The following is a 25984-nucleotide window of genomic DNA, read 5'->3' on the forward strand; positions in this document are numbered from 1 at the left end:
ATAAAAACAGGACCTTAGGCGTGCTGAAGAGTTTTGGTCAGGGGGAGGGGGCTCGGCAGGATTGTTCAATTATCGACAGTGAAAAATCGTTGTAACGGGTAAGTCACCAGAAACAGGAATTTTTCCCAGGGCAGGGGAGTTGTTCAAATTTCAACAGGGGAAAACCGGGAGGCAGGGGGCCCGATCGGAAGCCCCGCCACGGGGACTTCCGGATTGGCCGATAGTTGTTCAAATATCAACAGACGGTGAGTGTCCGTTCTTTTCGATGCCGTAACTCTTGATCTTGCTGTACAGAGTCCCCCGGGCAATCCCCAGGACTTCGGCGGCTCGCGACAGGTTCCACTGCTTGTCCTCAAGGACTTTGCGGATCACTTCGGCTTCGATCTCGGGGAGGTTGCTGGTATGCAGTCGGAGGGAGAAATCTTCATCGACGGCGGGAGGTTTTTGCAGTTCGGTGGGGAAATGTTCGAGGCGCAGTTGGCTGCCGGGACAGAAAACCACCGCGCGCTCCACGGCATTGGAGAGTTCGCGTACGTTCCCCGGCCAGCGATAGGCGCAGAGGCGGGTCAGGGCGACCGGGTCGATGGAGGCGACCTCCTTGCCGATTTGGCGATTGAATTTGTTGAGGAAGACATTGACGAGGAGCGGAATGTCGGAGGTTCGCTCCCGCAGGGGCGGCGCGGTCAGGCTGACGACATTAAGGCGGTAGAAAAGATCCTGGCGAAAGGTTTTTTCGGAGATGGCTCCTTCCAGATCCTTGTTGGTGGCGCAGATGATGCGCGTATCGACCTGAATCGTCTCGGTGCCGCCGACCCGTTGAAAGGTCCCCAGTTCGAGGACCCGCAGCAGGGAGACCTGGGTCTGCTGGGGAATGTCGCCGATTTCGTCGAGAAAGATGGTGCCCCCGGTGGCGCGCTCGAAAAATCCGATCTGGCGCGCTGCGGCCCCCGTGAATGCGCCTTTTTCGTGGCCGAAGAGAGCGCTGTTGATCAGACTTTCGGTGAGGGCGGCGCAGTTGACCGGGACGAACATTTTATCGCGGCGGGAACTGCGGGCGTGAATGGCTTCGGCTATCAGTTCCTTGCCGGTCCCGCTTTCCCCGCGAATCAGCACGGTGGCGTTGGTCGGCGCGATGCGGCGGATCCCCTCGAATAGCTCGAACATGGCGGGGTCCTGTCCGACCAGATGTTCAAAATTGAGTTCCTGGGTCTCTCTCGCGTTGCTTTGCAGCAGGAGCCGGTGGTGAAGGATTTTTTCCAGTTGCATCTGCAGCATCGCCGCATCGAAAGGCTTGAGGATGTAATCGTAGGCGCCCGCCTTCATCGCCCGAACCGCTTCCTGGGCCGAGTTAACGCCGGTCAGGATCAACACGAAGATCTCGGGGTAACGTCGGTGAATTTCCTGAAGTACCGTGATGCCGTCCATGCCGGGCATCACCAGGTCGGTCAGGACGATGTCGGCCCGATAGCTTTCGAGAAGGCGCAGGGCGCTCGGACCGTCTGCGGCCGTCTCGACCATGAAGCGTTTATCCTCCCTCATTTCGCGGCAAAAGATACTCCGATAGGCCGCTTCGTCATCCACGTAAAGAAGTCGGGTTGTTTTTTCAGCCACAGCAATGTCCTGTCTCGGCCCGAGTCGGGTCTTCTGAAATCACGGTCTCTGCCCCTGGGGTCGGTTTTTCGTTGAAAGGGAGGCTCAGGGTGAAGGTGGTCCCCTCGCCGATTGTGCTGACGACCTCGATACTCCCCTGATGGCGGGTGACGATGTCGTAGACGATACTCAGGCCGAGACCGGTGCCGACACCGACATCCTTGGTGGTGTAAAAGGGTTCGAAGATGCGTTCGAGCTTGTCGGCAGGGATGCCGCAGCCGTTATCGCTGATTGATACGTAAATTCGGAGATCATCGGCCCAGGTCCGAAGGGAAATTTCACCCTGATCGGCAATGGCCTGGGTGGCATTGATCAGGAGATTGAGAAAGACCTGGCTGATCTGCCCGGGGTAGCAGTCGAGGCGGGGTATTTGGCCGTAATCGCGGACGACCTCGATCTTGTTGCGGAGCTGATGACAGATGATCGAAAGGCTGCTTTCGATCGATTGGTGGATGTCGGTGAGTTTGAGTTGCGGAATCTCCTTGTGCGAAAAGTTGCGCAAGCTCTGAACCGTCTGGCTGATGCGCGCCGTTCCATCGCGGCATTCGCTGAGTATGATCGGCAGTTCCTGAAACAGACCATGGATGTCGAAGTCCTTCCAGCCCTTCTCCCAGGCGGTGTTCAGCTCGGCATCGGCGCGACCTTTGATCAGGAGATTCTGCAGGTCGGCAAACTGTTTCAGGCGCTTCAGATAACGATCGAGGATGACCAGATTGTGACTGATAAAGCCGACGGGGTTGTTGATATCGTGGGCGATGCCGGCGGCGAGTTGCCCGATACAGGCCATCTTGTCCTGGTGCAGGATGGTGGCCTGTTTCTCCTGCAACTCCCGGTTCATCTCTTCCAGCGCTGTCGTACGCTGCACCACTCTTTCTTCCAACGTTTCGTTGAGCAGGTGTAACTCCGATTCGGCCTTGCGACGGTGACCGATCTCCCCCTCGAGTTGTGCGTTCACATTTTTGAGGTTTGCCACCTTGTCATTGAGTCGCTGCCGGGTAATCGCCAAGTGTCGGTCCATTCTCCCCAGCACCGTATATGTAAAGAAAAAGAGCGCCAGACACAGTCCTCCGCTCACCAGCATATTCATTGAGATAAATGACCGGAAGAGGGATTTTTCCAGCGTGATGTTATGCAGGACCGAGAGATTGCCGATCAATCTGTCAGCGGAGTCGCGGAGGGGAAAATTCTTGACCCGATAGGACTGCTGGTCGATCACTATTTCGCTGAAGGCATCCGCCGAAGGGTGTTTTCCGGCCAAAAGCTGGATTTTCCCCGAGGTGTTGAAGTCCGGCAAGGTCTGGTAGGCAATGACCCTGTCCTCGAGAATATCCCAGTTCTGCGACCGTCCGAAGTGCTCCCGTCCCCGACGCCACTGTTCACGGTCGACAAAACTTTTTTCCACGGTGACGAGAAAATCTTCCTTGACGATCGCCTTGAGTTGCTCGAGGACGTAATCGAATTCGATACCCAGTTCGATATAGCCGATCAGCTTCCCGGAGACGATCCATGGCTGCACGCCCCGATAGGTCAGAGTCCCTATCTTGCCGAGTTCCAGCCCGAAGGAAAACTCCCGGCTGCGGGCTGCCTGCAAAAAGGTGTTTCGTTCGACCTTTCCGCCGAGCTCCTGGGGGTTGTAGACCCGCAGTAACGTCGAGCCGGTCGGCAAATGATAATAGAAATGGGAGATCCCGTGCGTCTCGGAGAGTTGTTTGAGTCGCGGCAGGGAGAGCTGGTAAAGGGTCGCACTGTCGGCGGCGGCCATCGCCTGACGAAGCTGCTCGTCGCGGGTGATCTCGACCATGATGTTGCGCATCAGCGTTTGCCACTGAACCTGAGACTCCTTGTTGAAGGCCTGGGTCACCTCGAAGCGGTGGCGCATGTCGATCAGGTTCTGGTTGGCGCGAATCTGGTAGTTGGTGTAGATAAAGGTGCAGAATAGAACGGCAAAGGTCAGGGAGAGGGGAAGGAGTACCCTGCGGCGGATCGGTTTGTAGGGGGAAGGTTTCATTGGTCGGCCTTGGCTCCTTCCGGTGGGGTGGTGGGGAGGTACAGCAGGTAGAGGGTGACGCCGAGGGCGACCGCCAGAAGCAGGACTCTCAGTCCGGTCCCCTCGAGAAGAAACAACACCGAGAGGCCGATGCTCCCCCAGAGGAGGGCGATGGCCCTGACCTTCGCCGTGCGGGGCAACCCGCCCCCCTGCAGATAGGGGCGAACCAGGGGGCCGAAGGACGCGTGGCCGATGAGCCAGGCGTGGATTCGGGGGGAACTGCGGGCAAAGCAGGCCAGGGCGAGGAGGAGAAAGGGGACGGTGGGGAGGACCGGCAGGACCATGCCGATAACCGCTAGGACTACGGCGGCAAAACCGGCGGCCAGCAGGGCCCAGCGCAGAGCCGGATGGCGTTCCTTCGGGGTGGGGTCGCATGAATTCATGACCTGCAGGGTAGCTGATTCGGCTTCCCCGGGGCAATGGAAAACTCGGAGGAGGAAATTGCATTCGGGGGAGGGAGAGGCGGGCCGCGCCCGCGTTGCCCGGCGCCGTCTTGACGATGGGGGGGAGTATGTTAGAAATTTTACAATGAAAGGTTGGCGGATTTATTCGTCTTTAGCGATATCCGCCGCCATTTTTTACTGCCCCCTCCCGGGATAAGCCCGGGGGCTTCTGACGTGGCCGGGAGGTGTTTTGATGTGTCGTCGGAACATGTTTTTTCGCTGCTCTCTCCTGGTTTTCCTCCTCCTTTCCTCGGCCTGCGCTCCGAAAGCAACAATCCCCTTGCCGGTGTTGGAATACGGGCGGATAGAAACCACCGGTCACAGGATCCTGCTGGTTTTCCTCCGGGGGATCGGCGGAGCCTACACGGACTTTGAAGAATATGGCCTGATCGAAGAGGTCCGGTCGCGGAATCTGCCGTTGGATATTGTCGTTCCGGATGCCCACTTCGGTTATTACCAGACCGAGACGATCGTCCTGCGGCTTAAGGAGGATATCGTCGATCCCGCCCGGGCCCGGGGGTACCGGCAAATCTGGCTGGCGGGATTTTCCATGGGCGGGCTTGGAGGCCTGTTATATATCCGGGAGCATCCCGAAGATATCGACGGGGTCATGCTGGCCAGTCCGTTTATGGGCTGGAGCTGGATTCGCGAAGAGATCCAGCTGGCCGGCGGGATAAGAACCTGGCAGCCGGAAGAGAGTCAGTTTGACGACTGGCAATTCCTGATCTGGAGTTTTCTGCACCTTTATGCGTCGAATCCCGGGAGCTATCCTCCCCTTTATCTCGGTTATGGAAATAACGACATCCTGATCGGCACCGGCCCTGAACTTCTCGGGGAGGCCCTGGAAAAAAGCCATGTCTTTTCCCTCCCCGGGGGGCATGACTATCCGACGTTCAAGGCGATCTGGGCCGAGCATCTCAACCGCCGGGAGAGTCAGTTGCGCTTCGAGCCTTGAGCGTCGGGGCGCCACTGGACGGAAGCGACCTCTGGCCCTCCCCGGATCAGCGGACAATCCGCCGCACCATCAGTGCGATGGCCAGCGGCACCAGGAGGGCTGAGGCGAGGGCGAGATAGAGGAGGCTCAGCCACAGGGTGGGATCGGGGATCTCCAGGGTGCCGGCGCGCACCAGAGCGACGAGGTGGGTGAGGGGGAGGAGCTGGGCGACCTGCTGCGCCCATCCGGGGAGATTGGAGAGCGGGAAGAAGGTGCCGCTGAAGAGGAACATCGGCGTAATGCCGAGGAAGATCGGCAGGTTGAACATCTCGATATTCGGCACCAGAGCGGTGCAGACCATGCCCAGGGCGGCAAAGAAGAGACCGCCAAGGAGCGCCAGGGGGAGGAGGAGAAGGGCGCCGGGAAAATCGAAGAGGCCGAAGAGGGCGAGGACGAAGGCCATCAGCACCGTGGCGATCAGCGACTTGGTCGCCGCCCAGAGGATCTCCCCGAGGATGATCTCCTCGAGATTGAGGGGCGTCGTCAGCAGCGCATCGAAGGTCTTCTGGTAGTACATGCGCACGAAGCTGTTGTAGGTGGTTTCGAAGAAGGCGTTCTGCATGATCGCCACGGAAACGAGCGCCGGGGCGATGAAGACGGTGTAGGGGACGATGCGCCCGTCGAGGTCGATCTCGCCGACCATGACCGCCAGGCCGAGACCGAAGGCGAGGATGTAGAACATCGGCTCCAGGAGCGGCGGGATGAAGGAGATCTTCCAGGTCTGGCAATAGACGCTGTAGTTGCGCTGCCAGACGCGCCAGGTGCGATGGCTGATCTGCGAGGGGCGGGGCCAGTTCATTCCCGCAGCTCCCTTCCGGTGAGCTTGAGAAAGAGATCCTCCAGGGAGGCCGGGCGCAGGGTGCACCCTTCGGCGCGCACCTGGCGGGTCAGGCGCAAAAAGAGGTCGTCGCCGTCGCCGAGGTAGGCCAGCAGCCGATGGCCGAGGTCCTCCACGGGGCACTTCTCTTTAGCCAGGAAGGCGCGCACCGCCGCATCGGGTTGGGCCACCTCCAGCACCGAGTGGCCGATTTCCCGGCGCACCAGCGCCTTGGGGGACCCCTCGATGAGGATGCGGCCGTGATCGATGATGACCAGCCGGTCGCAGAGGCGCTCCGCCTCCTCCATGTAGTGGGTGGTGAGGAGGATGGTCAGCCCCTGGCTTTTCAGTTCGGCGAGTTTGTCCCAGAGGAGCTGGCGGCTCTGGGGATCGAGGCCGGTGGTCGGCTCGTCGAGAATCAGCAGGTCGGGAGAGTTGACGAGGGCGCGGGCGAGCATCAGGCGGCGCTTGAGACCGCCGGAGAGGATGCGGATGCTGTCCTTGGCCCGTCCCTCGAGGGCGAAGAAGTGCAGCAGTTCGCCGGCCCGTTTTTCGGCGGCGGCTTTTTTGATGTCGAAGTAGCGGGCGAAGCCGGTGAGATTTTCCCGCACCGAGAGATCGGGGTCGAGGGAATCCTCCTGCTGACAGATGCCGAGGCGCCCCTTGATGGTGCGGATGTGACCATCGATGGCGAGGCCGAAGAGGGTGAGGTCTCCGGCATCGCGGGGCGTGTAGCCGTAGAGCATGCGGATGGTGGTGGTCTTGCCGGCGCCGTTGGGGCCGAGGAGGCCGAAGCACTCGCCGCGCGCAACGGCAAAAGAGATGCCGTCGACGGCGGCGAGCCGGCCGTAGGCCTTGCGCAGATTGTCGACCTCGAGTATGGCCATCGTCTTCGCTTTCGTTGTGGGAAGAAGTGCCGGAAGATTTTACGCCGCCGCCCGGCCGTTGACAAGGGGCGGACGAGGAATGAGTCCGGATTTCAGCGGGTCGGGTCCGGGTCCCGAAACCGCCGGGCATAAAGCGTCAGGGGGATCATGAGCAGGGCGGCGCAGAGGGCGGGATAGACGGGATTGATCTGGTAGAGACTGGTGCCGATCAACGGTCCCAGCACGAACCCGGCCGCCGGGCAGGCGGAGATCAGGCCGCCGACCGCCCCCTGCTCGTCCGGCCCGACCGCCAGGGAGGCCCCGGCGGTGAAACCGGGGGAAACCAGCCCGAGGCCGAGGCCGAGAATCCCCATCAGCGCCACCAGCACCGGCTCGCTGCCGGCCAGGAGGAGCGCCGGGTAGGCGATGAGCAGGATCGGCAGACCCAGGTTCATCAGCCGGCGCGGCGTCATGGACGTCCGGCGGACCACCAGAGTCTGGGCAAAAAGGGACATGGCCGCCGACATCATCATCCCCATCCCCAGCCCCTGGGCCGTCGCCTGGCCACTGAGGACGAAGCGGTCCTGGAAATAAAAGCCGATGGTCTGGCTCACCATGGAAAAAGCGAGAAAAGTCAAAAATCCGATGAGGATGAAGGGGAAAAACCGCCGGTCGAAAAGCTTGAGTTTCACCCTGGCGGACCGCTGGGCGGCGGTTCGCATCGGTTCCTTCATCACCACGGCGAGAAGAATCGAACTCGTCAGCGTGACCCCGGCGGCGAGATAGAGCGGGGCCAGCAGGCCGATGGCGGCAAGGAGCCCGCTCAGGGCCGGGCCGAGGATCGCTCCCAGGGTGCGGGCCGCCCCCAGCTGCCCCATCCCCGCCACCCGCTCCCCGGCCGTGGTGGTATCGGCGATATAGGCCGAGGCGGCGCTGGGCGCCGCCGACATCAGCGAGGCCATCAGCACCCGCGAGGAAATGACCAACAGGTAGAGCGTCAGCCCCGTCAGCACCCCCTTGAGGCCATAGAAAAAGACCGTGGCAAAGAGCAGGGTGCCGAGGGCGTAACCGAACTGCCCTACCAGAAGCACCGGCTTGCGCCCCCAGCGGTCGCAGATCCGCCCCCAGACCGGGCTGGCCAGGGTGAAGACCAGCGACGAACAGGTGATGATCAGGCCGACCTGAATTTCCTTCAGTCCGACCTCCCGCCCCAGCGGCGCCAGCAGGGCAAAGGTCATGGACTGGCCGATGCCGGTGGCCAGCACGCTGAACAGGACCAGGTGCGAGGCGAGACGGGAAGGGGAGGTAAGAGTCATCATAGGATTGAAAGATTAGGCGATGGCAAGGGCGGATGCAAGGCGATTTCTTGTCGAGGCGGCGCTCTTGCCGTTCAGGGAGGGTCGGGGGGATCCGGAGGTCGAAGGTGGTGGGGACGACGGAGCAAAAGAGATTTTTGTTCTTGACGGCAGCTTGGGAAAAGAATAAATTGACTGAACAGTCAGTCAGTAAGGGAGTGGTCCATGTCGTCAAAAAAAGAAGAGAAGCGTATGGCCCTCCTGAATGCTGCTCTGGAGCTCTTCGCTGAGAGGGGATTCAACGGTTCGTCAACGGCCCTTATCGCCAAGCGGGCCGGCGTTGCCAGCGGCACCCTTTTCTTCCATTTCACCTCCAAGGAAGAACTGATTCATGCCTTGTTCAAAGAGGTCCGGTCGAAAATCGACAGCCGGGTTCTGGAGAATTTTCCTGGAAGCATGGCCCTTCGGGAGCGTCTCCTGCGGATCCTTTCCAATCTCCTGCGCTACTTCCTGGAACATCCCGCCGAATTCAAGTTTGTGGAGCAATATCATTTTTCACCCTTTAGTGAACGGGGCGGCAGCTTCCGTGATGAGAACGAGGCGATCCGCAACCTTTTGCTTCTGGCCCGCAAAGAAGGGATTGTCAAAGATGTGCCTCTCCTCTGCCTGGAAGCGGTTGCTTTCGGGCCCATTTCTTCTTTGGTTAAGGAACATGCCAACCGCAGAACTTCCATCGACGACGAGATCATCCGGTTGACCATTGATGCCTGCTGGGACGGGTTGAAAAGGCAAGACGAATAATTTTTTTCCACTTAAAATGACTGACTAGTCAGTTATGAATATGTGGCCGACATAGACCTGGCGGCTGAAGGCTTATTCCCTTGGAGGGATGATCAGAAAACGGAGGTTCCTGAAGATGACTCAAACGGAAAAACGCAGTGAAATATTGCGCTCGGCCCTGGTGCTGATCTCCCAAAAGGGCTTTCATGGCGCCCCGATGTCGATGATCGCCGATCAGGCTCAGGTCGCCATGGGAACAATCTACCGCTGCTTCGAGAGTAAGGAGTCCCTGATCCATGAGTTGCACAGGGAGCTGGAAAGTCGCTTCCAGACAGCGATCATGCAGGATTTTCCATCCGGGGAGCCCCTCCGGGAAAGGTTTCTCCATGTGAGTCGGGTTTTTGTCCGCTACAGCCTGGCGTCCCCCACGGATTTTTGTTTTCTCGAACAATTTTACAATTCACCTTTCGGCGTCTCCTACCGTCGGGATCGGATTCTTGGCAATAATGATACCGGGGTCCTTCAAAAGCTCCTCGATGAGGCGCGAAAAGACGGGATGCTCAAACCTTTGCCCCATACGGTGCTCTGCGCCCTGATCTTCGGGCCTCTGTTTTGCCTGGTCCGGGACCATATTTTCAACTTCATTGAACTGGATCAAAAACTGGTCGATGCCTGCCTGGAAGCGACCTGGGATGCCATCAGACTTTGAGCCGGAAATTCACCTGCCGCCGTCCGGGTTCTTGTCCCGGAGAGGGGCCAAATTCACAGAAAAGAGGACTCGAATGCGCAGAATCAAATTTGGAATGTTGGCGGCCGTTGCTGTCACCCTGATGTTGCTCACAACCGGATGTGGAAAAGAAACGACCGCCGCAGGGCCGCCGCCGAGCGGTCCTCCGGAGGTGGGGGTACTGGTCATGCACCCCGAAAGGGTGACGCTGACCACCGAGCTCTCCGGCCGGGTCGTTCCTCACCGGATCGCTGAAGTGCGGCCGCAAGTGGGGGGGATCATCCAGAATCGCCTCTTCACCGAGGGGGCCGAGGTCAAGGCAGGACAGGTGCTCTACCAGATCGATCCGGCTCGCTATCGCGCGGCGCACAACAGCGCCAGGGCCGCCCTCTCCCGTGCCGAGGCGAATCTCTCCACGGCACGGCTGCGGGAAGAACGCTACCGTCAACTCGTGGAAATTAATGCCGTCAGCCAACAGGACTACGACGATGCCAGCGCCGCCCTCAAAGAGGCGAAGGCGGACGTCGAAGCCGTCGGAGCGGCCCTCGAGAGCGCCCGCATCGACCTCGATGACACGGTGGTGAAGGCGCCCATCACGGGGCGGATCGGCCGTTCCACCGTGACCACCGGGGCTCTGGTGACGGCCAGCCAGGTCGAACCCCTCGCCACGATCCAGCAGCTCGATCCCCTGTACGTGGATGTGACCCAGTCCACCGGCGACCTTCTCCGCCTGAAACAGAGCCTTGCCAGCGGTCTGCTCAACAGCGACGGAGCCGCAGAGGCCGACGTCCGTCTGCTCCTCGAGGACGGCTCTGCCTACCCTTTGCCGGGGATACTGAAATTCTCGGAAGTCACCGTCGAACCGAGTACCGGATCGGTCACCCTGCGCACCCTTTTCCCAAACCCCGAACAGCTCCTGCTCCCCGGGATGTTCGTCCGTGCCATCCTGGAGGAAGGAAGCAACGAGCAGGCGATCCTCGTGCCGCAGCGGGGAGTCTCGCGCAACGCGGCCGGCAAGGCCATGGTCATGGTCGTCGGCGCCGAGGAGAAGGTCGAGCCGCGGGTGATTCAGGTCGCCAGGACGGTGGGCGACAACTGGCTGGTCAGCAAAGGGCTTGAGGCCGGCGACCGCGTGATTCTCGAAGGAATCCAGAGGGCCCGCCCCGGAACGCCGGTCAAGGCGGCTCTCTTCGTCGGCAAGCTAGATGCAGCCCTTGCCGGCCAACCGCAATCCGCCTCAGCCCAGAATTAAAGGAGTTTTTTCATGGCAAGGTTTTTTATCAATCGCCCGATATTCGCATGGGTGATTGCCATCATCATCATGCTGTCCGGGGTGCTGGCCGTCAAGACGTTGCCGGTCTCCCAGTACCCGCCGATCGCGCCGCCGCAGATCTCGATCAACGCCATGTATCCCGGGGCGTCGGCGCAGACCGTGCAGGATACCGTCACCCAGATCATCGAACAGAAGATGAACGGGATCGACAACCTGATCTATATGTCCTCCAGCAGCGACTCGGCGGGGGCCGTCTCCATCACCCTGACTTTCAAAGCCGGCACCGACCCGAACATGGCCCAGGTGCAGGTGCAGAACAAGCTGCAGCTGGCCACGCCGCTTCTTCCGCAGGTCGTGCAGCGGCAGGGAATTTCGGTTTTGAAAGCGACCATGAATTTCCTGGTCATCGTCGGCTTCGTCTCCGAGGATGGGACCATGAGCCGCAATGAACTCTCCGACTATGCGGTCTCCAACATCCAGGACATCATCAGCCGGGTCGAAGGGGTCGGCGAACTGCAGATGTTCGGTACCCAGAACGCCATGCGTATCTGGCTGAATCCGGACAAGCTCAACAACTATCATCTGACCCCCGCCGATGTGACCGCCGCCCTCCAGGCGCAGAACGCGCAGGTTTCGGCCGGGCAGTTCGGCGGTACCCCTGCCGCCATGGGGCAGCAGCTCAACGCCTCCATCACCGCGCGCACCTTGCTGCAGACCCCGGAGGAGTTTGGGAATATTATCCTGCGCACGGACAGCGACGGCTCCGCGGTCTATCTGCGGGATGTGGCCGACTGCCAGGTTGGCACCGAGAATTACGATATTCAGGCCCGATATAACGGCAAGCCGACCGCCGGAATGGGCCTCAAACTGGCGGCCGGCGCCAACGCCCTCGAGACCGCCGAGCGGGTCAAGGCCAAGATGGCGGAACTCTCCCAGTTCTTCCCGGCCGGCATGAAGGTGGTCTACCCCTACGACACCACCCCCTTTGTCAAGATCTCCATCGAGGAGGTGGTCCTGACCCTGATCGAGGCGATCTTTCTCGTTTTCGTCGTCATGTTCCTCTTTTTGCAGAACATTCGCGCGACCCTGATCCCCACCATCGCCGTGCCGGTTGTGCTCCTCGGTACCTTCGGGGTCCTTTTGGCCAGCGGCTTTTCCATCAACACCCTGACCATGTTCGCCATGGTCCTGGCCATCGGGTTGCTGGTGGATGACGCCATCGTCGTCGTCGAGAATGTCGAGAGGATTATGACGGAGGAGGGCCTGCCGCCGAAGGAGGCGACCATCAAGTCGATGGGGCAGATCACCGGGGCTCTCTGGGGGATCGCTCTCGTCCTCTCGGCGGTTTTCGTGCCGATGGCCTTCTTCGGCGGTTCCACCGGCGTTATCTACCGGCAGTTTGCCATCACCATCGTCTCGTCCATGATCCTCTCGGTGCTGGTGGCGATGGTTCTGACTCCGGCGCTCTGCGCCACCCTTCTCAAACCGGTGGCCAAAGGGCACGTGGCCGCCGACAGCGGCTGGTTCTCCGGGTTCTTCCGTTGGTTCAACAAGTGGTTCGATCGGGGGAGTGCGGGGTATCAGTCCATGGTCGGGCGGATGCTGGCAAAAACCGGGCGCTATATGCTCCTCTACGGAGTCATTGTGGTCGTCATGGCTCTGCTCTTCGCGCGGATGCCCACCGGCTTCCTCCCCGACGAGGACCAGGGCTTCATCATCTGCCAGATTCAATTGCCGGCCGGAGCCACGGAGGAACGGACCCTGGATGTTCTCAAACAGGTCGAACACCATTTCCTCGAAGTCGATAATCGGGCCGTCGATTCGGTGATGGCCGTGGCCGGCTTCAGCTTCGCCGGTCGGGGCCAGAATATGGGCCTGGCCTTTGTGAAGCTCAAGGCCTGGGAAGAGCGCAACAGCCCGGAGCTGCGCGCGCCGGCTATCGCCAGGCGGGCCATGGGGGCCTTCTCCCGGATCAGGGACGCGCTGGCTTTTGCCTTTACGCCGCCGGCGGTGATCGAACTGGGGCAGGCCAACGGCTTCGATTTTATGCTGCAGGACCGTGGGGGTCTGGGGCATGTCAAGCTGATGGAGGCGCGCAATCAGCTCCTCGGAATGGCCGCTCAAAATCCGGCTGTGGTGGCGGTGCGCCCCAACGGCCAGGATGACACCCCCCAGTTCAAGCTCGACATCGATGATTTGCGGGCCGGCGCCCTGGGCGTCTCCCTGTCGGATATCAACAACGTCATCGGAACGGCCTGGGGAAGCTCCTACGTCAACGACTATCTGGAAAACGGCCGGGTCAAGAAGGTCTTTATCCAGGCCGACGCCAAATACCGGATGCTCCCCGAGGACATCAGCAAATGGCATGTGCGCAACGATCGGGGCGAAATGGTCCCCTTCAACGCCTTTTCCAGCGCCCGCTGGGAATACGGTTCGCCCCGCCTGGAACGCTACAACGGCATGCCGTCGGCGGAGATCATGGGGCAGGCGGCACCGGGGAGAAGTTCCGGCGACGCCATGGCGGAAATGGAGAAAATGGCCGGTCAGCTCCCTGCGGGGATCGGCTTCGAGTGGACGGGTCTCTCCTACGAGGAACGGATGGCCGGCGCCCAGGCACCGACCCTCTACGTCCTCTCGCTCCTGGTGGTCTTTCTCTGTCTGGCTGCCCTCTACGAGAGCTGGGCGGTCCCTTTCTCCGTCATACTGGTGGTCCCCCTGGGTGTCCTCGGCGCCGTACTTGCGGCCAGCTCGCGCGGCTTCGACAACGACGTCTATTTCCAGATCGCCATCCTCACCACCGTCGGTCTGGCTTCCAAGAACGCCATCCTGATCGTGGAATTCGCCAAGGAGCAGATGGAGCAAGGCCTGGGGCTGGTCGAAGCGACCCTGGCGGCGGCAAGACTTCGCCTGAGGCCGATCCTCATGACCTCGTTGGCTTTCTTCTTCGGGGTTCTCCCTCTGGCCCTCAACAGCGGGGCGGGCTCAGGCGCCCAGAACGCCATGGGGACCGCCGTCAGCGGCGGCATGGTCTTCGCTACGGTGCTGGCGATTTACTTCGTGCCGGTCTTTTTCGTCGTCGTCCGCAAGTTCTTTCCGGTAAAGGAGCGGTCTGCACCTGCCGTCGCCCCGATACAACCCGCTGTGGAGATCCCTTGATATGCGTAAAACAATCACCCGGATTATGATCCCGGTCGTCCTCGCCTGCGTTTTTCTGGCCGGCTGCGGGACCCTTGCCCCGAATTACACCCGGTCTGCTCCCCCCGTGCCGGTCTCCTGGCCCGAGGGTCCGGCGTACCCGGCCACGGCATTGCCGGCCGCAAGTCCCGTCCTATCCGAGATGGCCTGGCGCGACTTTTTCAGCGACGAGAAACTCAAGGCGCTGATCGGGCTCGCTCTGGAAAACAACCGCGACCTGCGGGTGGCCGCTCTCAATATCGAAAGAGCGCGGGCCCAGTACCGGATTCAGCGGGCCGAACTTTTTCCGTCTGTCGGCGCCTCCGGCGAGGGGAGCGTCAGCCGCCTGTCGGAGAGCCTCTCCCCCGCAGGAAAGGGAGAGACTATCGACCAGTACGGCGTCGGCGTCGGACTCAGTTCCTACGAGCTCGACTTTTTCGGCCGGGTGCGAAGCCTCAAGGGGCGGGCTCTCGAAGAGTTTTTCGCCACCGAAGAGGCGCGCCGCAGCGCCCAGATCACCCTGGTGTCCGAGGTGGCGAGGGGCTACCTGGTCCTGGCTGCTGACCGTGAGCGGTTGGCGCTCGCCCGGCAAACGCTGACGAGCCATCAGGCGACTCATGACCTCACCCGCCGTCGTTTCGATGTCGGGGTCGCCTCGGCCCTCGAAGTGCGCCAGGCCCAGACGAGCGTTGATTCGACCCGCGTCGATATCGCCCGCTACACCGGTCTGGTCGCCGAGGACGAAAATGCCCTGAGTTTCCTGGCCGGCACCTCCCTGAGGGCGGAACTTCTCCCCGATGCCCCCGTCAATTCCGTCACACTTCTTGATGAGATACCCGCCGGGGTGCCGTCGGAGGTTCTGCAGCGTCGCCCCGACATCCTTGCTGCCGAGCATCGGCTCAAGGGGGCCAACGCCAATATCGGTGCCGCCCGGGCAGCTTTTTTCCCGCGCATCGCCCTGACCGCTTCGGCCGGATTCGCCAGCGACGATCTGTTGGACCTTTTCGGCTCCGGCACGGGGACCTGGGCGTTTGCCCCTCGCATCGACATCCCCATCTTCACCGCCGGAAGCCTGCGGGCTCGCCTGAAGACGTCGAAGATCGATCGGGAGATCTCCCTGGCCCGGTACGAGGGGGCGATCCAGAGCGCCTTTCGGGAGGTGGCCGATGCCCTGGCGCAACGCGGAACAGTCAACGATCAGCTGACCGCCCAGCAATCGCTGGTCGAGGCCGCCGCCGACAGTTATCGCCTTTCCGAAGCGCGGTTCAGCAAGGGGATTGACAGCTTTCTCAACGTCCTCGATTCCCAGCGTTCACTCTACGGTGCTCAGCAAAACCTGATCAGCATCCGTCTTTTCCGTCTGAACAATCTGGTGACACTTTACAGGGTCCTCGGCGGCGGCGCCGTTTGATGGCGGGGAAATTAAGTCGCCCCCGTATGACCGGAAGAAAAGGTCTTGCCGGCAAAGGAAGGGCACGATGAAGAGACTTGTTTTTGCCACGATGGGTGTGGGCGCCCTCGTTTTCGGAATGACCTGGGTATTTTTCGATCCCCTCACTATTTACGGAACCCTTCTCGCTCTGGTGTTTTTCGCCATGGCCACACTGGGGATTTTCCTCCCCCGACCTGGAAAAAAGGGACAGTTTGAGGAGGATGACTAGGCGGAAACGTCACCTTGAACCGGGAGACTCAATAAGACTTCCCTACGGCCACACCTTGACACTGGCGGACGGCAAACAAAAAAGCCGGGCTGCAAGAGCCCGGCCGAGATCAAGAGGCGCTGCTGGGTGCACCTGCCGAAGCAGGTGCACTCAATACCCGGTTTTTTCCTGTTTTTGTTCCTCTTCCATCCGCTGTTCTCTTGTCGGCTCCGGCGTCATCGGCATCTTTTCCATGCCTTTGTCCTCCGGTTCGCCGTAGGCCGGAGACAGGCCGAAAAATTCCTGTTTCTCGGCATCCGGCGCCAGGGCCCTCAGGGTCGGATCGTCAAGCGTTCCGGTGGCGGTCATATTTTGCGTCCGCTGGAACTCGCGTATGGCCGCTCGGGTCTGCTCCCCGAGGACGCCGTCCGCCTCCCCGGCCCGGATGCCGCGTTCGTTGAGGAGTCTCTGGGCTTCGCGGATCTGGTTTCGATTCAGGTTCTGGGAGGTGACGCGGTGCTGCATCTGCCTTTCCCCGGCCATCGCCGGGGCGTTGTCCGAACCGGACCGCCCCATGTGCTGTTCCCCGGCGCTCAGCGCCTGTCCGGCCATGAACAGGCTCCCGAGAGCGGCCAGGGTGGTGATCAGAAGTAGAGGTTTCATCGTCCAAGCTCCTTTTCGTCATTTGCGAGGTCACCAACAGTTCCTCTTGAGCGTCCTCCCCCGTCCGGGGGGCGTACGCCCAGTTCAGCAGGGTTCCGAGTCCCCTGTCAATTGCATCAGGTTAACCAATAGCACCTTCTGCGGCCCTGTCAATCGAAGAAAAAAATCGCAAAAACAAGGAGTTGGGATTAAAACGCCGGGGTTGCGGCTGTGCCCTGGGGGGAGGATTTTTCAGCGGACGGGGTTTGCTTCCGGCTTGACACGCGCCGTTTGCAGCGGACTCCGGCTGTCGCAAAGAACCCGCGGGACGATAATGGTCACGCCCATCGCCTGTCTGACCAGTTCCAGTTCGGCGTTCAGGGACTCAAAGCCCTCTTCTTCGGTGGCCGGCACCGGAAGCTGAATCCGGCCGGTTTCGAGATAGTCGATGAGGTCAGGCAGGTGAGCCATGCCGATGGTGAGCATGGCTTTCGGGCGGGGAATGCGGCCGAGGCGATATTCGCCTTCAATCGCTTCGGGGACGTTCTGCAGGATCGCCGCGAGTCGGCGCTTCTGCAGATAGTCGAGTCCGGCGGCGAAACCGGGCTCCAGCCTGGCCGCTCCGCTTAATCCCGTCCGGAGCCGGTCCCGGGTCTGCCGGTAGAGCGCCTGGTCTTCGATCTGTTGCAGGCCGATGCCGTAATTGCGGTGCAGCAGCAGCTCGGCATTGACGAAGGCGGAGGTATCGGTGAGTTCGGCGGCGAGTTCTTCCCCGTCCAGGCCAACCGGAACGCCGGGCACCGGAGGGGTGGTCGCTTCACGGCCGAAAAATCCTTCGGGGAGCAAAAGGGCGATCTGTTCCTGTCCGATCAGCCATTCGCCGATCCGGAAGGTCTCGACCTGGGCCTGCACGGTGCCCGGTCCGTTGTCGCCGGTGCCGCCGCTCCGATGGCTGTTGACGATGATGAAAACCTGCACGGAGCTCCCGCCGTTCTGCCGATAGACGATTTCACCGAGGTCGGGGGGGAAGGCCAAGGGAAGAGGGAGGGGTGCGGCAACGGCGTCGATGGAGTCGATGGCGGCCGGGCGAAGCTGGCTCGCAGCGCCCGATGCCGGCAGGCACAGAAGGAGCGACAACAGCAGGGAGAGTCGTTTCAGAGGAATTGTGACGGGGACGGTCATATCCGCAATTCTCGTCGGCCTGGGTTCGTGCCGAAAGGGGCGAGGACTGCAGATGTTGCAGGAAGTGTGCGTCAGACCATTCGGCAGTCCCGCTGTCCAGGGCGCGAACCCTTTCGGACCGGTGACTTTGCGCGTCCACCTTGCGATGGAGTTGCCTTTTTCACAATGGCATAGGAGCCTGCCGGGCTACCCGCGGTCAGGAAATGTCGAAAGCCCGTTGACTATGGCATGAAACCATCTCCCCCGTCAACGGGGCGAAGGAGGAGAAGATCACCTTTTTCGGGACCGGCCGAGAAGCTCCTGGAGGGTCGGCCATCCCCCGACCCTCCAGGGGGACTCTTGAGCTCCCTCAGCAGGGTCGGGCCGCCTTCGGGAAGAGGATGTTGTTTTCCAGGTGGACGTGCATGTGCAGATCGTTTTCAAATTCTTCGAGCTTGCGGTAGGTCAGGACGAAGGTGTTGCAGGCATCCGCCGGTATTGCATAATCCCTGGCGAGACGGCGGATGGCGTGGACCGCGTCGCCGATTTCCTCGTGCTCCTTTTGCAGTTTTTCCAGCGACGCCCGGATGACCCTGACGTCCCCGGCTTCGGGGGCCCCTCCGCTTTTGCGGGCCATCTCGATCCGCTTGACCGCCGGGAAGAGAACCTCCTCCTCTTCGCGGAGATGGTCGGCCAGGTCGGCGGCAATCTTGCGGAAAATGGCGGATATCTCCACGACCTCAGGGTGATGGGCGCCATGGACCCCGGCGATCTTGTCGGCGTAGGCGGCAATCTGCCCGGTATTCTCGTTGAGGTAGGCATGGTGGGTATTGACGATGTAGTCGGCAAGAAAGGGCAGCTCCCAGGCCCCGTAATTCCGGCTCCCTTCGATCGGAGCGCTTTTGACCCCCTCCATCTCCTTCAGCAGGGCGTCCGAATCGACTCCCTTGGCCTGACAGGCCTCGGCGAGGGTCGCCTGGCCGCCGCAGCAGAAGTCGATGCCGTGTCCTTCGAAGACCGTCGCGGTCCGGTAATCTTCGGCGACGAATTCGCCGATCGTTTTATTTGCAGAATCCGTCGTCTGTGCTCTTTTGTTTTCGGTCATGGGAAAATCTCCTCTTGAGGTGGAGTTTCAGGGGCGCGGGGTTTTTCCTTTGCCACGTCTCCATCCTGGACGCTCGGCGTCCTCCCGTCATTGATGTGGATCAAAAACCTCGCCCTCCCGTTCCCAAAAGAAAAGGGCGGCCCGATGGCCCCCCCCCTCGTTTCCGAAATCCTTCCCCGCAGCCAATCAGATCTCCCCTCAATCCCCCTTCAGGTGGTCTGTCACCCGGTCGCAGATATGGCTGCCGATGGGGATGGCGGCGGTGGCCGCCGGAGACGGGGCGTTGCAGACATGGAGGGTCCGGGGGGTCTCGGCGAAGAGAAAGTCATGGACCAGCGAACCGTCCTCCATCACCGCCTGGGCGCGGATACCGGGCGGGTAGGGGAGGAGGTCGGAGAGCTGCAGCTGCGGGCAGTATTTCTGCACGAGTTTGAGGTAACCCGGCTTCCACAGGGAATTCTTCGTCTCGATCAGGCCGGTCACAAGTTGCTCCTGCAGCAGGCGCCAGAAGCCGGCGAAGGTGACCATCTCCCAGGTGTCGAGGAGGCTGAGGTTGAGTCTGTCATACCCTTCGCGCTTCCAGCCGAGCACGGCGTTCGGTCCGACGGTGACCGAACCGTCGATCATCCGCGTCAGGTGGACCCCTAAAAAGGGGAGGTCGGGGTCCGGTACCGGGTAGATCAGGTGGTTGACGATTTTGTTGTGCTTCGGCGGCAGCCGGTAGTACTCGCCGCGAAAGGGGATGATGCGAAAGTCGATGGGGATGCCGAGCATCCGGGCGGTGCGATCGGCCATCAGGCCGGAGCAGGCGATGAGAAACCGGCCGCGCACGGTCACCGTCTTACCCCGATGCCGGGCAATCGCCGTCACCGCCTCCGCCGATTCCTCCAGGGCAACCACCTCGTGACCGAGCCGCGCTTCCCCTCCGAGCCGGACAAAGCAATCCGCCATGGTGGAGGCCACCTTCCGGTAATCGACGATGGCCGTTCCCGGAACGAGCAGGGCGCCGAGACCCTCGATGTTCGGCTCGCTTTTTTCCAGTTGTGACCTGGTGAGCTCTTCAACGTCGATGCCGTTGATCCGGCAGCGTTCGATCAATCCCTTCATGCGCCTCAGTTCCGCGTCGCTGGTCGCCACCAGCACCTTGCCGCAACGGTCGAAGGGGAGGTTGTGCTCGGCGCAAAAGGCCTCCGTCGCCGCCGCTCCGGCCTTGCAGAATCGCGCTTTCAGACTCCCCGGCGCGTAGTAGACGCCGGCATGGACGACGCCGCTGTTGTGGCCAGTCTGATGCATGGAGAAGGCCTCTTCCTTCTCCAGCAGGAGGATCTTCAGCTTCGGGAAGCGCTGCTGCAGCTGCCAGGCGGTGGAGATGCCGACGATGCCGCCGCCGATAATGATGTAGTCATAGGTGATCATGTCGTTCCCCCGCAGAAGGTTCTCTCTTTACGGCCGCCGGGAAATGTATCATCTCCCGGCGGCCGCGGCAATCCGGGTCTGCCGCTCATCCGTTAGTCAAATCATTTTCCCCGATTGAAGGGTTTCTGAAATATTGCAAAACCCTTCAAATGAGGCGGTTCCGTCAGATGTGGCGGTTAAAGCCCGAGGGCGACCCGCCTGTTTCAGGTATCCCTACTCCATTTTTAATTAATATAATCAATATGTTGCAATCGATTTTCTGCGCAGAGCCCCGCCGGCACGTTCGTTGCGATGACCTAGTCTATAGATTGATGGTCGAGCAGCCGGAAAAATCGTCCCTCAGACTGGGAATTCACGCGCGACACCTGCCTGGAACGCCGACCGTAAACACTCACCCCGATTGGAGGAAATATGACCGGAAAATTTGTTATTGAAAGAGCAAAGGACGAGCAGTTTTACTTCAACCTCAAAGCCGCCAACGGACAGGTGATCCTGACCAGTGAGATGTACAAGGCCAAGGCCAGTGCCCAGAACGGCATCGAGTCGATCCAGAAGAATGCCGCTGCCGATGACAACTATGAACGAAAAGAATCCAAGAACAATAAGCCGTATTTTGTGCTGAAGGCACTGAATAAACAGATCATCGGCCAGAGCCAGATGTACTCGTCGACATCGGCCATGGAAGCCGGAATCGCCTCGGTTAAAAGCAACGGCCCCGGGGCGACGGTGGAGGATCTCACCCTGTAACCTGAAGACCTGCCGCCAAAAAAGAGAGAGGCCCCTGTGTCGTACAGGGGCCTCTTTTTCGTTGATCGCGGACCGGCCCCAGGGCGCCGCGGGCCTGCAGAAATAACCCTCCCCATTCCCACGCAGGATTTCGGTTTGGTCTCCTGAGCAGAAACCGCCCCCGCTTTGGCCTCGGTCCTCCGCCTGTTCAATCGGGGAGGGTTTGGAGAAACCGGCACAACCCGTCCCTGGCGCCTCCGACCCAGGGGCGGCCGTGGGCCAGGAGGAGGGTGTCGAACTCTCTGTCCAGGAGGCGGGTCAAGGCGATTTTCAATCCCTTTTTCACCCCTTCGGGGTCGTCCCCCATCAAGGCATCGGGAACGAATCCGAGGTCGTCGCCCTGGCGGATAATCGCGTCGCCGATCGCCAGAACCCCTCCGCAGCCAGGGAAAAAGAGCGCCGTCTCCTCCGGACAGAGGACCCCGACGGCCAGAGCCAGGATGCCGCCGGGGAGTTCGTCGCCGTGGACAAAGGGATGGACCTTTTCTCCGGCGGTGAACTCGTGCAGACCCTCCCGATGACACCAGACCCTGAGTCCAAAGGCCTCCTCGAAGCGGCCGCTGTGGCGATAGTGGTGGCGGTTGGTGAGAAGGGCGTTGGCCGGCGTCGGGTGGGCTTTAAACCAGGGAAGACCTTCCTCCGGCATCCGCGGGTCGATCAGGGCCGGGGGGGCGGCGCAGGAGAGGAAACAGGAATGGACTGTCTGGCCGATCCCTTCGTGAAAGGTCGTCCAGTGAAAAATTCCCGGTCGGATCTCTTCCATCGTCGCCTCCTGCAGGTTCGTCCCTATCGGACCCTTTGCGGCAACCTTATCACCTCCTGCGGGATTTTCCATGTCGGAACTCCTCCCCCCTCTCCTATGACCGAGGGATGATCTCACGGCCTAATCCCCCCTCAACCGCGCGATCCGTTCCTCTGTGGGCGGGTGGGAGGAGAAGTAGTCCGTAATTCCGCTCCCGCCCGATTCGGCTTGCCCCGACCGCTCGGCGTGGGCCTCTTCGATCCGGGTCAGGATCGCGGCAAAGTGGTCGGGGGTCTCCCCTTTGCGGGTCAGGTATTCCACGGCGACGTCATCGGCCTGTCGCTCCATGTCCCGGGAAAAATCGGCATCGACGAGCAGGGTCGGCAGGGCCGCGGCCATGGAGGCGGCCGAAAAGACGTCCCCGGTCAGGGTGGCGATCATCAGGCCGACCGCCGAACTCTGGATGACCTGGCGCATGGCGTGGCGGTGGCGGACATGGCCGACTTCATGGGCGAGTACGGCGGCGATCTCCTCGTCGGTTTCGGCGATGGCGATCAGCTCATCGGTGAGGATCACCGTCCCCCCCGGAAGGGCCAGGGCGTTGGCGCCGAGCCTGGCCGAGCTGCGCAGCTCGAGCCGGTAGGGACGCTCGGCACCATCGAGGGTGGCGACCACCCCGGCGAAGAGGTGCTGCAGCTCAGACCTTCGGTCCGTGTCGAGTCCGGAAGGGGAGAAAAGCGCTTTGTCGAGAATCTGCAGAGTTTCGGCGCCGAGGGCGGTCTCGGTGGCCGGGGGGATGGCGTAGGCGGCCTGCTCGGCGAAAAGAGGGAGTCCGAACTTGATGAAGCCCAGAACCAGGGCGACCGTCAGGGCCAGGGCGACAAAGGCGAGTCGGAGGCTGTTTTCCCAGCGGTGGACGCCGCGGAAAAAGCCCCCCCTCCCTTTGCCCCGCTCGGCCAGGCGGGCGAAGTCCCTGTCGGCAAAATCGCATTTTCCGCCGTCCGGAAGGTAGAGCGAACTCTTGACCTCACCCAGGGGGGCAGAGATCCTGATCTCGGCAAGGGGGGAGGAAAGCGCGATTTGCTCCCCCTCGATCCGCAGGTCGTTGCCGTCGAGAGTCAGCGTCACTCTGTGGCGCACCGAGGACCGGCCGTCGAAGTAGTCTCCATCGGTATGCATCAGAAACCGAAATCGACGCCGAAGATGTCGCCGATCTCCTCGCCGGCGGCACTGGTTTCTTCCACGGGGGCGTTGCGGAAATGATCGAGATCGCCAGCGGCCAGAAGCGCCAGATTTTCAAGGCGGTATCGCGCCAGTCGCACCGAAGCCCAGGGGATGAGGAGACCGATGGACAGAATCGCGGCGAGCGTATTGGAGAAAAGGATCCAGGTCATGCCCCGGACCCGCAGGGTGCTGAGGAAACGGCTGCCGCCGAGATGGGTGCCGTTCCAGGTCAGGTTGGAGATGCGCACGTAGGAATAGATAAAGATAAAGAAATAGACGCAGAAGTACCCCGCCATCACCAGGGGCATGAGCGCCCCGGCAAAGACCGGAGACGAAGGGTCGATGCCGGGGATGACCGTGGAAAGGAGGGCGGCGCCGCCGCCGAAGACGGCGACCCCGAGGAGGACGAAGCCGAAGGTCTTGAAGGCGACCATGTAGAAATCCCCGGCCCGGGCGTCAAAACCGAAGGACGACCGGCCGAAGCTGCTGTTTTCCATCAGGAAGCGCTTTTGCCGGTAGTAGACGTACGGGGTCAGGAGTCCGAGGGTGAAGACCGACAGGATCGGCAATCCGACATGGATTTTGTAGGATTCGCCGTAGGCCGGGCGGAAGTTGAAGCGGATGTTGCGGTGCGCCGAGTTGCGGTTGTTGAAGAGCCGGGAGCGGACGATCACCCACGGAATCAGCAGGAAAACCAGGAGACCGAAAATTATGCCGGCGACGGGGCTGTACCGGGAGCCGAGGGTGTAGATGATGAAGAGCGCCGCCCCGATGAGCCACCCCTTGAGGAGGGCCAGGGGATTGGCCAGGTAGTCGAAGTTGGCGTCGTCAAGGAGGGTGTTGCCGTAGAAGTACTGGCGCTTGCGCACCTTGGCCCAGGGGGAGTAGAGGCCGAGGGTGACGATCTTGAGGAGGGTATTGACGATCCAGATCCCGAAATATTCCCGGGCGTTGCCGGTGAAGACGAAGGGGAGATGCCTCGGCTCCGTCTGATCCGGAGGGGCGTTCTGCGGGGAATCGGTATTTTTCAGAGCATCAAAGAAAAAGGAGCGCTCGCAGGAGGGGCAGGTGACGCTCTTTACCCGGGCGGGAATCTTCTCCCTGTCGACGTCCTTGTTGTATCCACAGTGTGGACAAACCACGTTGATCTGGTTCATGACTCCTCCGTAAAAAGTTCATTTCACCGCCTCGTAGCGACAATTCCCGTTTGTTTTTAATAAGAGCGGAAGCTGAAGTCAAGCTTTGAAATCTATCCGGTCCATTTTCCACTTCGCCTATCGTCACCTCATTGATGTGCGGAAAAACTTCGATATAGGGAATTAAGTGCCTGTAATCAGGCGCCGCTCTAATTCTTATGCCGACTTCCGAACTCAGGAGTTGAGAATGAAGACTGTCAGCACACTGGTTCTGATATTCGTGAGCGTCTGCTGGTTGTTGACGACCAACGTCCCTGCAAAGGACACGGAGGAGGATTTCGCCATCTGGTTGGAAGGTTTCAGGGAGGAGGCCCGCTCCTCCGACATTTTCCCGGGAAGTTTTCCGGTTATCCAGCCGCAGGCGACCCTGGCTCATGACGGGCGCCGAATCGTTTATTTCGGCAGGGAGTTGCTCGAGGCTCTGCACATTCTTGACAAGGGGCTTATCCCGCCGAAAAATAAAATGATTCTCTGAACGTGAAACGGCCCACCCAGCTTTAATCTGATTGGGCCGTTCTGTTGGATATTTTGGGAATCAATTCCAGGATTGTTGATGGATTAGGGCTGTCGTCAGGGAGAGTATCCTGTGTTGTCCCTGGAATACCTCGCGAACAAGTCTACAATGTCAATTGATGTGGGAAGCGTACCTCTGTTTACTCGAATAGCCGCCTTTTGGATCGAGCATACTGTCACGAAAAATCGAGGATTTTCTGCCGGCCGCCAAGATTTCCGGAGTCCTGAAAATGGCAATTGGCCCAGTATGGCATATACTGCGACACAGTGGCCCCAGGGTTTAGGCAAACCATCAACGCTCGCACATCCTTGAAAGGAGATCCCCATGGCTGGCAAGTTCGAACTGAAAAAAAGCAAAGACGGGCAGTTCATGTTCAACCTGAAGGCAGCCAACGGACAGGTAATCTTGACCAGTGAATTGTACAAAACCAAACCGAGTGCAGAAAACGGCATCGAATCGGTTCGTAAAAACTCTGTCCGCGAGGGGGCCTTCGAGGTCAAAACCAATGCCAAGGGCGAGCCGTACTTCATCCTCAAGGCGACCAACGGCCAGGAAGTCGGTCGCAGTGAATACTACTCATCGACTGTGGCTATGGAAAATGGTATCGCCTCGGTCAAGAACAATGCTCCCGAAGCCAAGCTGCAGGATCTGACCATCTAGCGTAAATCCTGAGGGGGTGCGTTTACAGATTCGATTTTCTGAAATCTGTAGACGCGACCCCCGATAGTTTGGCGACCCCGATAGTTTGGAAATTTGACACCGAGGGTATGGCCATATTCAACATCTTTGGCAGGTTCGAAAGGCGGTAACGGCTGTATTCTATGCCCGTATTTACATCGCCAGGCTGGCGAAGGCGTTGCGTATTTTGACCTTTGAGCTTTTGGAGCCGTCCCCATCCGTCGCGAAGTCCTCGATTTCATCCGCCGAGAAGACGATCTTGACCGAGTGGTCGGCGGTGGTGATCTTCAACCACCATTGGTCGTATTGCTCGGTCCATTCGATCGTGTCGGGGCGCATGCCGTGCTGGGTGGCGTAGCGGAGGGCGACGTCCTTGAGAAGGGTTTGTCCGGCGGCGAGGAGATTGGTGGTTTCGGTCATTTGGTTTTACCCCGTGTGGAAATAAAAGGAGGGACACTCCCCATGTTTCTTGTAGGAGAGACGTCCAGGGTTCGTATCTCATTATTCAGCTGAGAGTTAACGGAGACCGGTCCCATTTGTCCATCGACGTAGATTGAAAATGTCTGTTACCGCTACTTCTTCACCAGCAGAAAGGCCCCGACCGCAGCGCTTACCGCCCCGCCGATGTAGCGATACATCACCTCGTCAGGTAGTGCCCCGGTCAAGCTTTTGGAGAGTTCGGAGGTCAGCGAGCCGGACATCTGATAGCCCCAGAAAGCCAGACCGGCGCCGCCGACCAACAGGATCAGGCCAATAATTTTGCTTGCGGATTGCGACATATTTTTTCTCCCGGATTAAAGAATAAAGGGCGGCC

The 25984-nt window shown here is 60.4% G+C and carries 25 protein-coding genes and 1 riboswitch; of the genes, 10 read left to right on the forward strand and 15 right to left on the reverse strand.

The genetic code is table 11. The features are described 5' to 3' along the window. Positions 1-228: 228 nt before the first annotated feature. Genes DSOUD_RS04360 through DSOUD_RS04370 form a run of 3 tightly spaced genes read right to left on the reverse strand, consistent with a single transcriptional unit; the run spans position 229 to position 4080 of the window. Complete coding sequence (locus DSOUD_RS04360) at positions 229-1611, reverse strand: sigma-54-dependent transcriptional regulator (RefSeq protein ID WP_053549861.1); 1383 nt, start codon at positions 1609-1611, stop codon at positions 229-231. Beyond that, positions 1604-3658 (reverse strand): ATP-binding protein, encoded by a 2055-nt coding sequence (locus tag DSOUD_RS04365; RefSeq protein ID WP_053549862.1) that lies wholly within the window; start codon positions 3656-3658, stop codon positions 1604-1606. Before DSOUD_RS04365 ends, DSOUD_RS04360 begins: the two co-directional genes overlap by 8 nt. Then, positions 3655-4080, reverse strand: coding sequence for a YbaN family protein (locus DSOUD_RS04370; RefSeq protein ID WP_053549863.1), 426 nt, complete (start codon positions 4078-4080; stop codon positions 3655-3657). The genes DSOUD_RS04365 and DSOUD_RS04370 overlap by 4 nt, the downstream gene beginning before the upstream one ends. 253 nt (positions 4081-4333) lie before the next feature. On the opposite strand from DSOUD_RS04370, the gene DSOUD_RS04375 reads away from it, so the two are divergent. Then, complete coding sequence (locus DSOUD_RS04375) at positions 4334-5095, forward strand: alpha/beta fold hydrolase (RefSeq protein WP_198300363.1); 762 nt, start codon at positions 4334-4336, stop codon at positions 5093-5095. Positions 5096-5141: 46 nt separating this feature from the next. Here DSOUD_RS04375 and DSOUD_RS04380 read toward each other — a convergent pair whose 3' ends face one another. From DSOUD_RS04380 to DSOUD_RS04390, 3 genes are all read right to left on the reverse strand, one after another. After that, positions 5142-5933: an ABC transporter permease gene (locus DSOUD_RS04380; protein ID WP_053549865.1), complete on the reverse strand. Its 792-nt coding sequence runs from the start codon at positions 5931-5933 to the stop codon at positions 5142-5144. Then, positions 5930-6838, reverse strand: a complete 909-nt coding sequence (locus DSOUD_RS04385; protein WP_053549866.1) for an ATP-binding cassette domain-containing protein — start codon at positions 6836-6838, stop codon at positions 5930-5932. Before DSOUD_RS04385 ends, DSOUD_RS04380 begins: the two co-directional genes overlap by 4 nt. A 92-nt stretch (positions 6839-6930) precedes the next feature. Beyond that, entirely contained in the window at positions 6931-8136 is a 1206-nt protein-coding gene (locus DSOUD_RS04390; protein ID WP_053549867.1) for an MFS transporter, read from the reverse strand. 201 nt (positions 8137-8337) lie between these two features. On the opposite strand from DSOUD_RS04390, the gene DSOUD_RS04395 reads away from it, so the two are divergent. From DSOUD_RS04395 to DSOUD_RS04420, 6 genes are all read left to right on the forward strand, one after another. Beyond that, positions 8338-8913, forward strand: a complete 576-nt coding sequence (locus DSOUD_RS04395; RefSeq protein WP_053549868.1) for a TetR/AcrR family transcriptional regulator — start codon at positions 8338-8340, stop codon at positions 8911-8913. A 115-nt stretch (positions 8914-9028) separates the two neighbouring features. Next, on the forward strand, positions 9029-9601 hold the full coding sequence (locus DSOUD_RS04400; protein WP_053549869.1) for a TetR/AcrR family transcriptional regulator: 573 nt from the start codon (positions 9029-9031) through the stop codon (positions 9599-9601). A 73-nt stretch (positions 9602-9674) separates the two neighbouring features. Beyond that, positions 9675-10871 carry an efflux RND transporter periplasmic adaptor subunit gene (locus DSOUD_RS04405; protein ID WP_053549870.1) on the forward strand — a complete coding sequence of 399 codons (1197 nt, stop codon included), beginning with the start codon at positions 9675-9677 and terminating at the stop codon, positions 10869-10871. Between the two features lie 12 nt (positions 10872-10883). Further along, the gene (locus tag DSOUD_RS04410; protein WP_053549871.1) at positions 10884-14048 is read left to right on the forward strand and encodes an efflux RND transporter permease subunit; all 3165 of its coding nucleotides are present in this window, start codon (positions 10884-10886) and stop codon (positions 14046-14048) included. 1 nt (position 14049) lies between these two features. Next, positions 14050-15477 (forward strand): AdeC/AdeK/OprM family multidrug efflux complex outer membrane factor, encoded by a 1428-nt coding sequence (gene adeC / locus DSOUD_RS04415; RefSeq protein ID WP_053549872.1) that lies wholly within the window; start codon positions 14050-14052, stop codon positions 15475-15477. Positions 15478-15544: 67 nt separating this feature from the next. Further along, a complete protein-coding gene (locus tag DSOUD_RS04420) occupies positions 15545-15727 on the forward strand; it encodes a hypothetical protein (RefSeq protein ID WP_053549873.1) in 183 nt (60 codons plus the stop codon). A 150-nt stretch (positions 15728-15877) separates the two neighbouring features. On the opposite strand, the gene DSOUD_RS04425 is transcribed toward DSOUD_RS04420, so the two are convergent. The 4 genes from DSOUD_RS04425 to lhgO form a co-directional block, all read right to left on the reverse strand. Next, positions 15878-16369 (reverse strand): peptidoglycan-binding domain-containing protein, encoded by a 492-nt coding sequence (locus DSOUD_RS04425; RefSeq protein ID WP_053549874.1) that lies wholly within the window; start codon positions 16367-16369, stop codon positions 15878-15880. A 231-nt stretch (positions 16370-16600) separates the two neighbouring features. Beyond that, on the reverse strand, positions 16601-17530 hold the full coding sequence (locus DSOUD_RS04430; protein WP_053549875.1) for a hypothetical protein: 930 nt from the start codon (positions 17528-17530) through the stop codon (positions 16601-16603). A gap of 79 nt (positions 17531-17609) precedes the next feature. Next, a riboswitch (cyclic di-GMP riboswitch) is annotated at positions 17610-17696 on the reverse strand. Positions 17697-17879: 183 nt separating this feature from the next. Next, positions 17880-18614, reverse strand: coding sequence for an iron-sulfur cluster repair di-iron protein (gene ric / locus DSOUD_RS04435; RefSeq protein WP_053549876.1), 735 nt, complete (start codon positions 18612-18614; stop codon positions 17880-17882). A 198-nt stretch (positions 18615-18812) separates the two neighbouring features. Then, entirely contained in the window at positions 18813-20027 is a 1215-nt protein-coding gene (gene lhgO / locus DSOUD_RS04440; protein ID WP_053552285.1) for an L-2-hydroxyglutarate oxidase, read from the reverse strand. 414 nt (positions 20028-20441) lie between these two features. On the opposite strand from lhgO, the gene DSOUD_RS04445 reads away from it, so the two are divergent. Then, entirely contained in the window at positions 20442-20777 is a 336-nt protein-coding gene (locus DSOUD_RS04445; protein ID WP_053549877.1) for a YegP family protein, read from the forward strand. 187 nt (positions 20778-20964) lie between these two features. On the opposite strand, the gene DSOUD_RS04450 is transcribed toward DSOUD_RS04445, so the two are convergent. The 3 genes from DSOUD_RS04450 to DSOUD_RS04460 all read right to left on the reverse strand — a co-directional run bounded on the left by DSOUD_RS04450 (position 20965) and on the right by DSOUD_RS04460 (position 23939). Continuing rightward, positions 20965-21579, reverse strand: coding sequence for an MBL fold metallo-hydrolase (locus DSOUD_RS04450; protein WP_053552286.1), 615 nt, complete (start codon positions 21577-21579; stop codon positions 20965-20967). Positions 21580-21699: 120 nt separating this feature from the next. Continuing rightward, positions 21700-22737, reverse strand: a complete 1038-nt coding sequence (locus DSOUD_RS04455) for a M48 family metallopeptidase (protein WP_053549878.1) — start codon at positions 22735-22737, stop codon at positions 21700-21702. Then, positions 22737-23939, reverse strand: a complete 1203-nt coding sequence (locus tag DSOUD_RS04460; protein ID WP_053549879.1) for a DUF898 family protein — start codon at positions 23937-23939, stop codon at positions 22737-22739. The genes DSOUD_RS04455 and DSOUD_RS04460 overlap by 1 nt, the downstream gene beginning before the upstream one ends. Positions 23940-24165: 226 nt before the next feature. Between DSOUD_RS04460 and DSOUD_RS04465 the strand changes: the two genes are divergently transcribed. Together DSOUD_RS04465 and DSOUD_RS04470 are read left to right on the forward strand one after the other, a co-directional pair. Next, complete coding sequence (locus DSOUD_RS04465) at positions 24166-24453, forward strand: lytic murein transglycosylase (RefSeq protein WP_053549880.1); 288 nt, start codon at positions 24166-24168, stop codon at positions 24451-24453. Positions 24454-24816: 363 nt separating this feature from the next. Further along, positions 24817-25152: a YegP family protein gene (locus DSOUD_RS04470; RefSeq protein ID WP_053549881.1), complete on the forward strand. Its 336-nt coding sequence runs from the start codon at positions 24817-24819 to the stop codon at positions 25150-25152. Positions 25153-25323: 171 nt separating this feature from the next. Here the strand turns inward: DSOUD_RS04470 and DSOUD_RS04475 are convergent, their stop codons facing one another. Both DSOUD_RS04475 and DSOUD_RS04480 read right to left on the reverse strand, forming a co-directional pair. Next, positions 25324-25590: a hypothetical protein gene (locus tag DSOUD_RS04475; protein ID WP_053549882.1), complete on the reverse strand. Its 267-nt coding sequence runs from the start codon at positions 25588-25590 to the stop codon at positions 25324-25326. Positions 25591-25742: 152 nt separating this feature from the next. Continuing rightward, positions 25743-25949 (reverse strand): DUF3185 family protein, encoded by a 207-nt coding sequence (locus DSOUD_RS04480; RefSeq protein ID WP_053549883.1) that lies wholly within the window; start codon positions 25947-25949, stop codon positions 25743-25745. Between the last annotated feature and the right edge of the window lie 35 nt (positions 25950-25984).

Source organism: Desulfuromonas soudanensis, assembly GCF_001278055.1.
GTDB classification, from domain to species: domain Bacteria; phylum Desulfobacterota; class Desulfuromonadia; order Desulfuromonadales; family WTL; genus Deferrimonas; species Deferrimonas soudanensis.

What these genes read in the sequence shown, in the direction of transcription:
- DSOUD_RS04365 (WP_053549862.1), bottom strand. Translation starts at nt 3,658, where the DNA reads ATGAAACCTTCCCCCTACAAACCGATCCGCCGCAGGGTACTCCTTCCC.
- DSOUD_RS04370 (WP_053549863.1), bottom strand. Translation starts at nt 4,080, where the DNA reads ATGAATTCATGCGACCCCACCCCGAAGGAACGCCATCCGGCTCTGCGC.
- DSOUD_RS04375 (WP_198300363.1), top strand. Translation starts at nt 4,334, where the DNA reads ATGTGTCGTCGGAACATGTTTTTTCGCTGCTCTCTCCTGGTTTTCCTC.
- DSOUD_RS04380 (WP_053549865.1), bottom strand. Translation starts at nt 5,933, where the DNA reads ATGAACTGGCCCCGCCCCTCGCAGATCAGCCATCGCACCTGGCGCGTC.
- DSOUD_RS04385 (WP_053549866.1), bottom strand. Translation starts at nt 6,838, where the DNA reads ATGGCCATACTCGAGGTCGACAATCTGCGCAAGGCCTACGGCCGGCTC.
- DSOUD_RS04390 (WP_053549867.1), bottom strand. Translation starts at nt 8,136, where the DNA reads ATGATGACTCTTACCTCCCCTTCCCGTCTCGCCTCGCACCTGGTCCTG.
- DSOUD_RS04395 (WP_053549868.1), top strand. Translation starts at nt 8,338, where the DNA reads ATGTCGTCAAAAAAAGAAGAGAAGCGTATGGCCCTCCTGAATGCTGCT.
- DSOUD_RS04400 (WP_053549869.1), top strand. Translation starts at nt 9,029, where the DNA reads ATGACTCAAACGGAAAAACGCAGTGAAATATTGCGCTCGGCCCTGGTG.
- DSOUD_RS04405 (WP_053549870.1), top strand. Translation starts at nt 9,675, where the DNA reads ATGCGCAGAATCAAATTTGGAATGTTGGCGGCCGTTGCTGTCACCCTG.
- DSOUD_RS04410 (WP_053549871.1), top strand. Translation starts at nt 10,884, where the DNA reads ATGGCAAGGTTTTTTATCAATCGCCCGATATTCGCATGGGTGATTGCC.
- adeC (WP_053549872.1), top strand. Translation starts at nt 14,050, where the DNA reads ATGCGTAAAACAATCACCCGGATTATGATCCCGGTCGTCCTCGCCTGC.
- DSOUD_RS04420 (WP_053549873.1), top strand. Translation starts at nt 15,545, where the DNA reads ATGAAGAGACTTGTTTTTGCCACGATGGGTGTGGGCGCCCTCGTTTTC.
- DSOUD_RS04425 (WP_053549874.1), bottom strand. Translation starts at nt 16,369, where the DNA reads ATGAAACCTCTACTTCTGATCACCACCCTGGCCGCTCTCGGGAGCCTG.
- DSOUD_RS04430 (WP_053549875.1), bottom strand. Translation starts at nt 17,530, where the DNA reads ATGACCGTCCCCGTCACAATTCCTCTGAAACGACTCTCCCTGCTGTTG.
- ric (WP_053549876.1), bottom strand. Translation starts at nt 18,614, where the DNA reads ATGACCGAAAACAAAAGAGCACAGACGACGGATTCTGCAAATAAAACG.
- DSOUD_RS04445 (WP_053549877.1), top strand. Translation starts at nt 20,442, where the DNA reads ATGACCGGAAAATTTGTTATTGAAAGAGCAAAGGACGAGCAGTTTTAC.
- DSOUD_RS04450 (WP_053552286.1), bottom strand. Translation starts at nt 21,579, where the DNA reads ATGGAAGAGATCCGACCGGGAATTTTTCACTGGACGACCTTTCACGAA.
- DSOUD_RS04455 (WP_053549878.1), bottom strand. Translation starts at nt 22,737, where the DNA reads ATGCATACCGATGGAGACTACTTCGACGGCCGGTCCTCGGTGCGCCAC.
- DSOUD_RS04460 (WP_053549879.1), bottom strand. Translation starts at nt 23,939, where the DNA reads ATGAACCAGATCAACGTGGTTTGTCCACACTGTGGATACAACAAGGAC.
- DSOUD_RS04465 (WP_053549880.1), top strand. Translation starts at nt 24,166, where the DNA reads ATGAAGACTGTCAGCACACTGGTTCTGATATTCGTGAGCGTCTGCTGG.
- DSOUD_RS04470 (WP_053549881.1), top strand. Translation starts at nt 24,817, where the DNA reads ATGGCTGGCAAGTTCGAACTGAAAAAAAGCAAAGACGGGCAGTTCATG.
- DSOUD_RS04475 (WP_053549882.1), bottom strand. Translation starts at nt 25,590, where the DNA reads ATGACCGAAACCACCAATCTCCTCGCCGCCGGACAAACCCTTCTCAAG.
- DSOUD_RS04480 (WP_053549883.1), bottom strand. Translation starts at nt 25,949, where the DNA reads ATGTCGCAATCCGCAAGCAAAATTATTGGCCTGATCCTGTTGGTCGGC.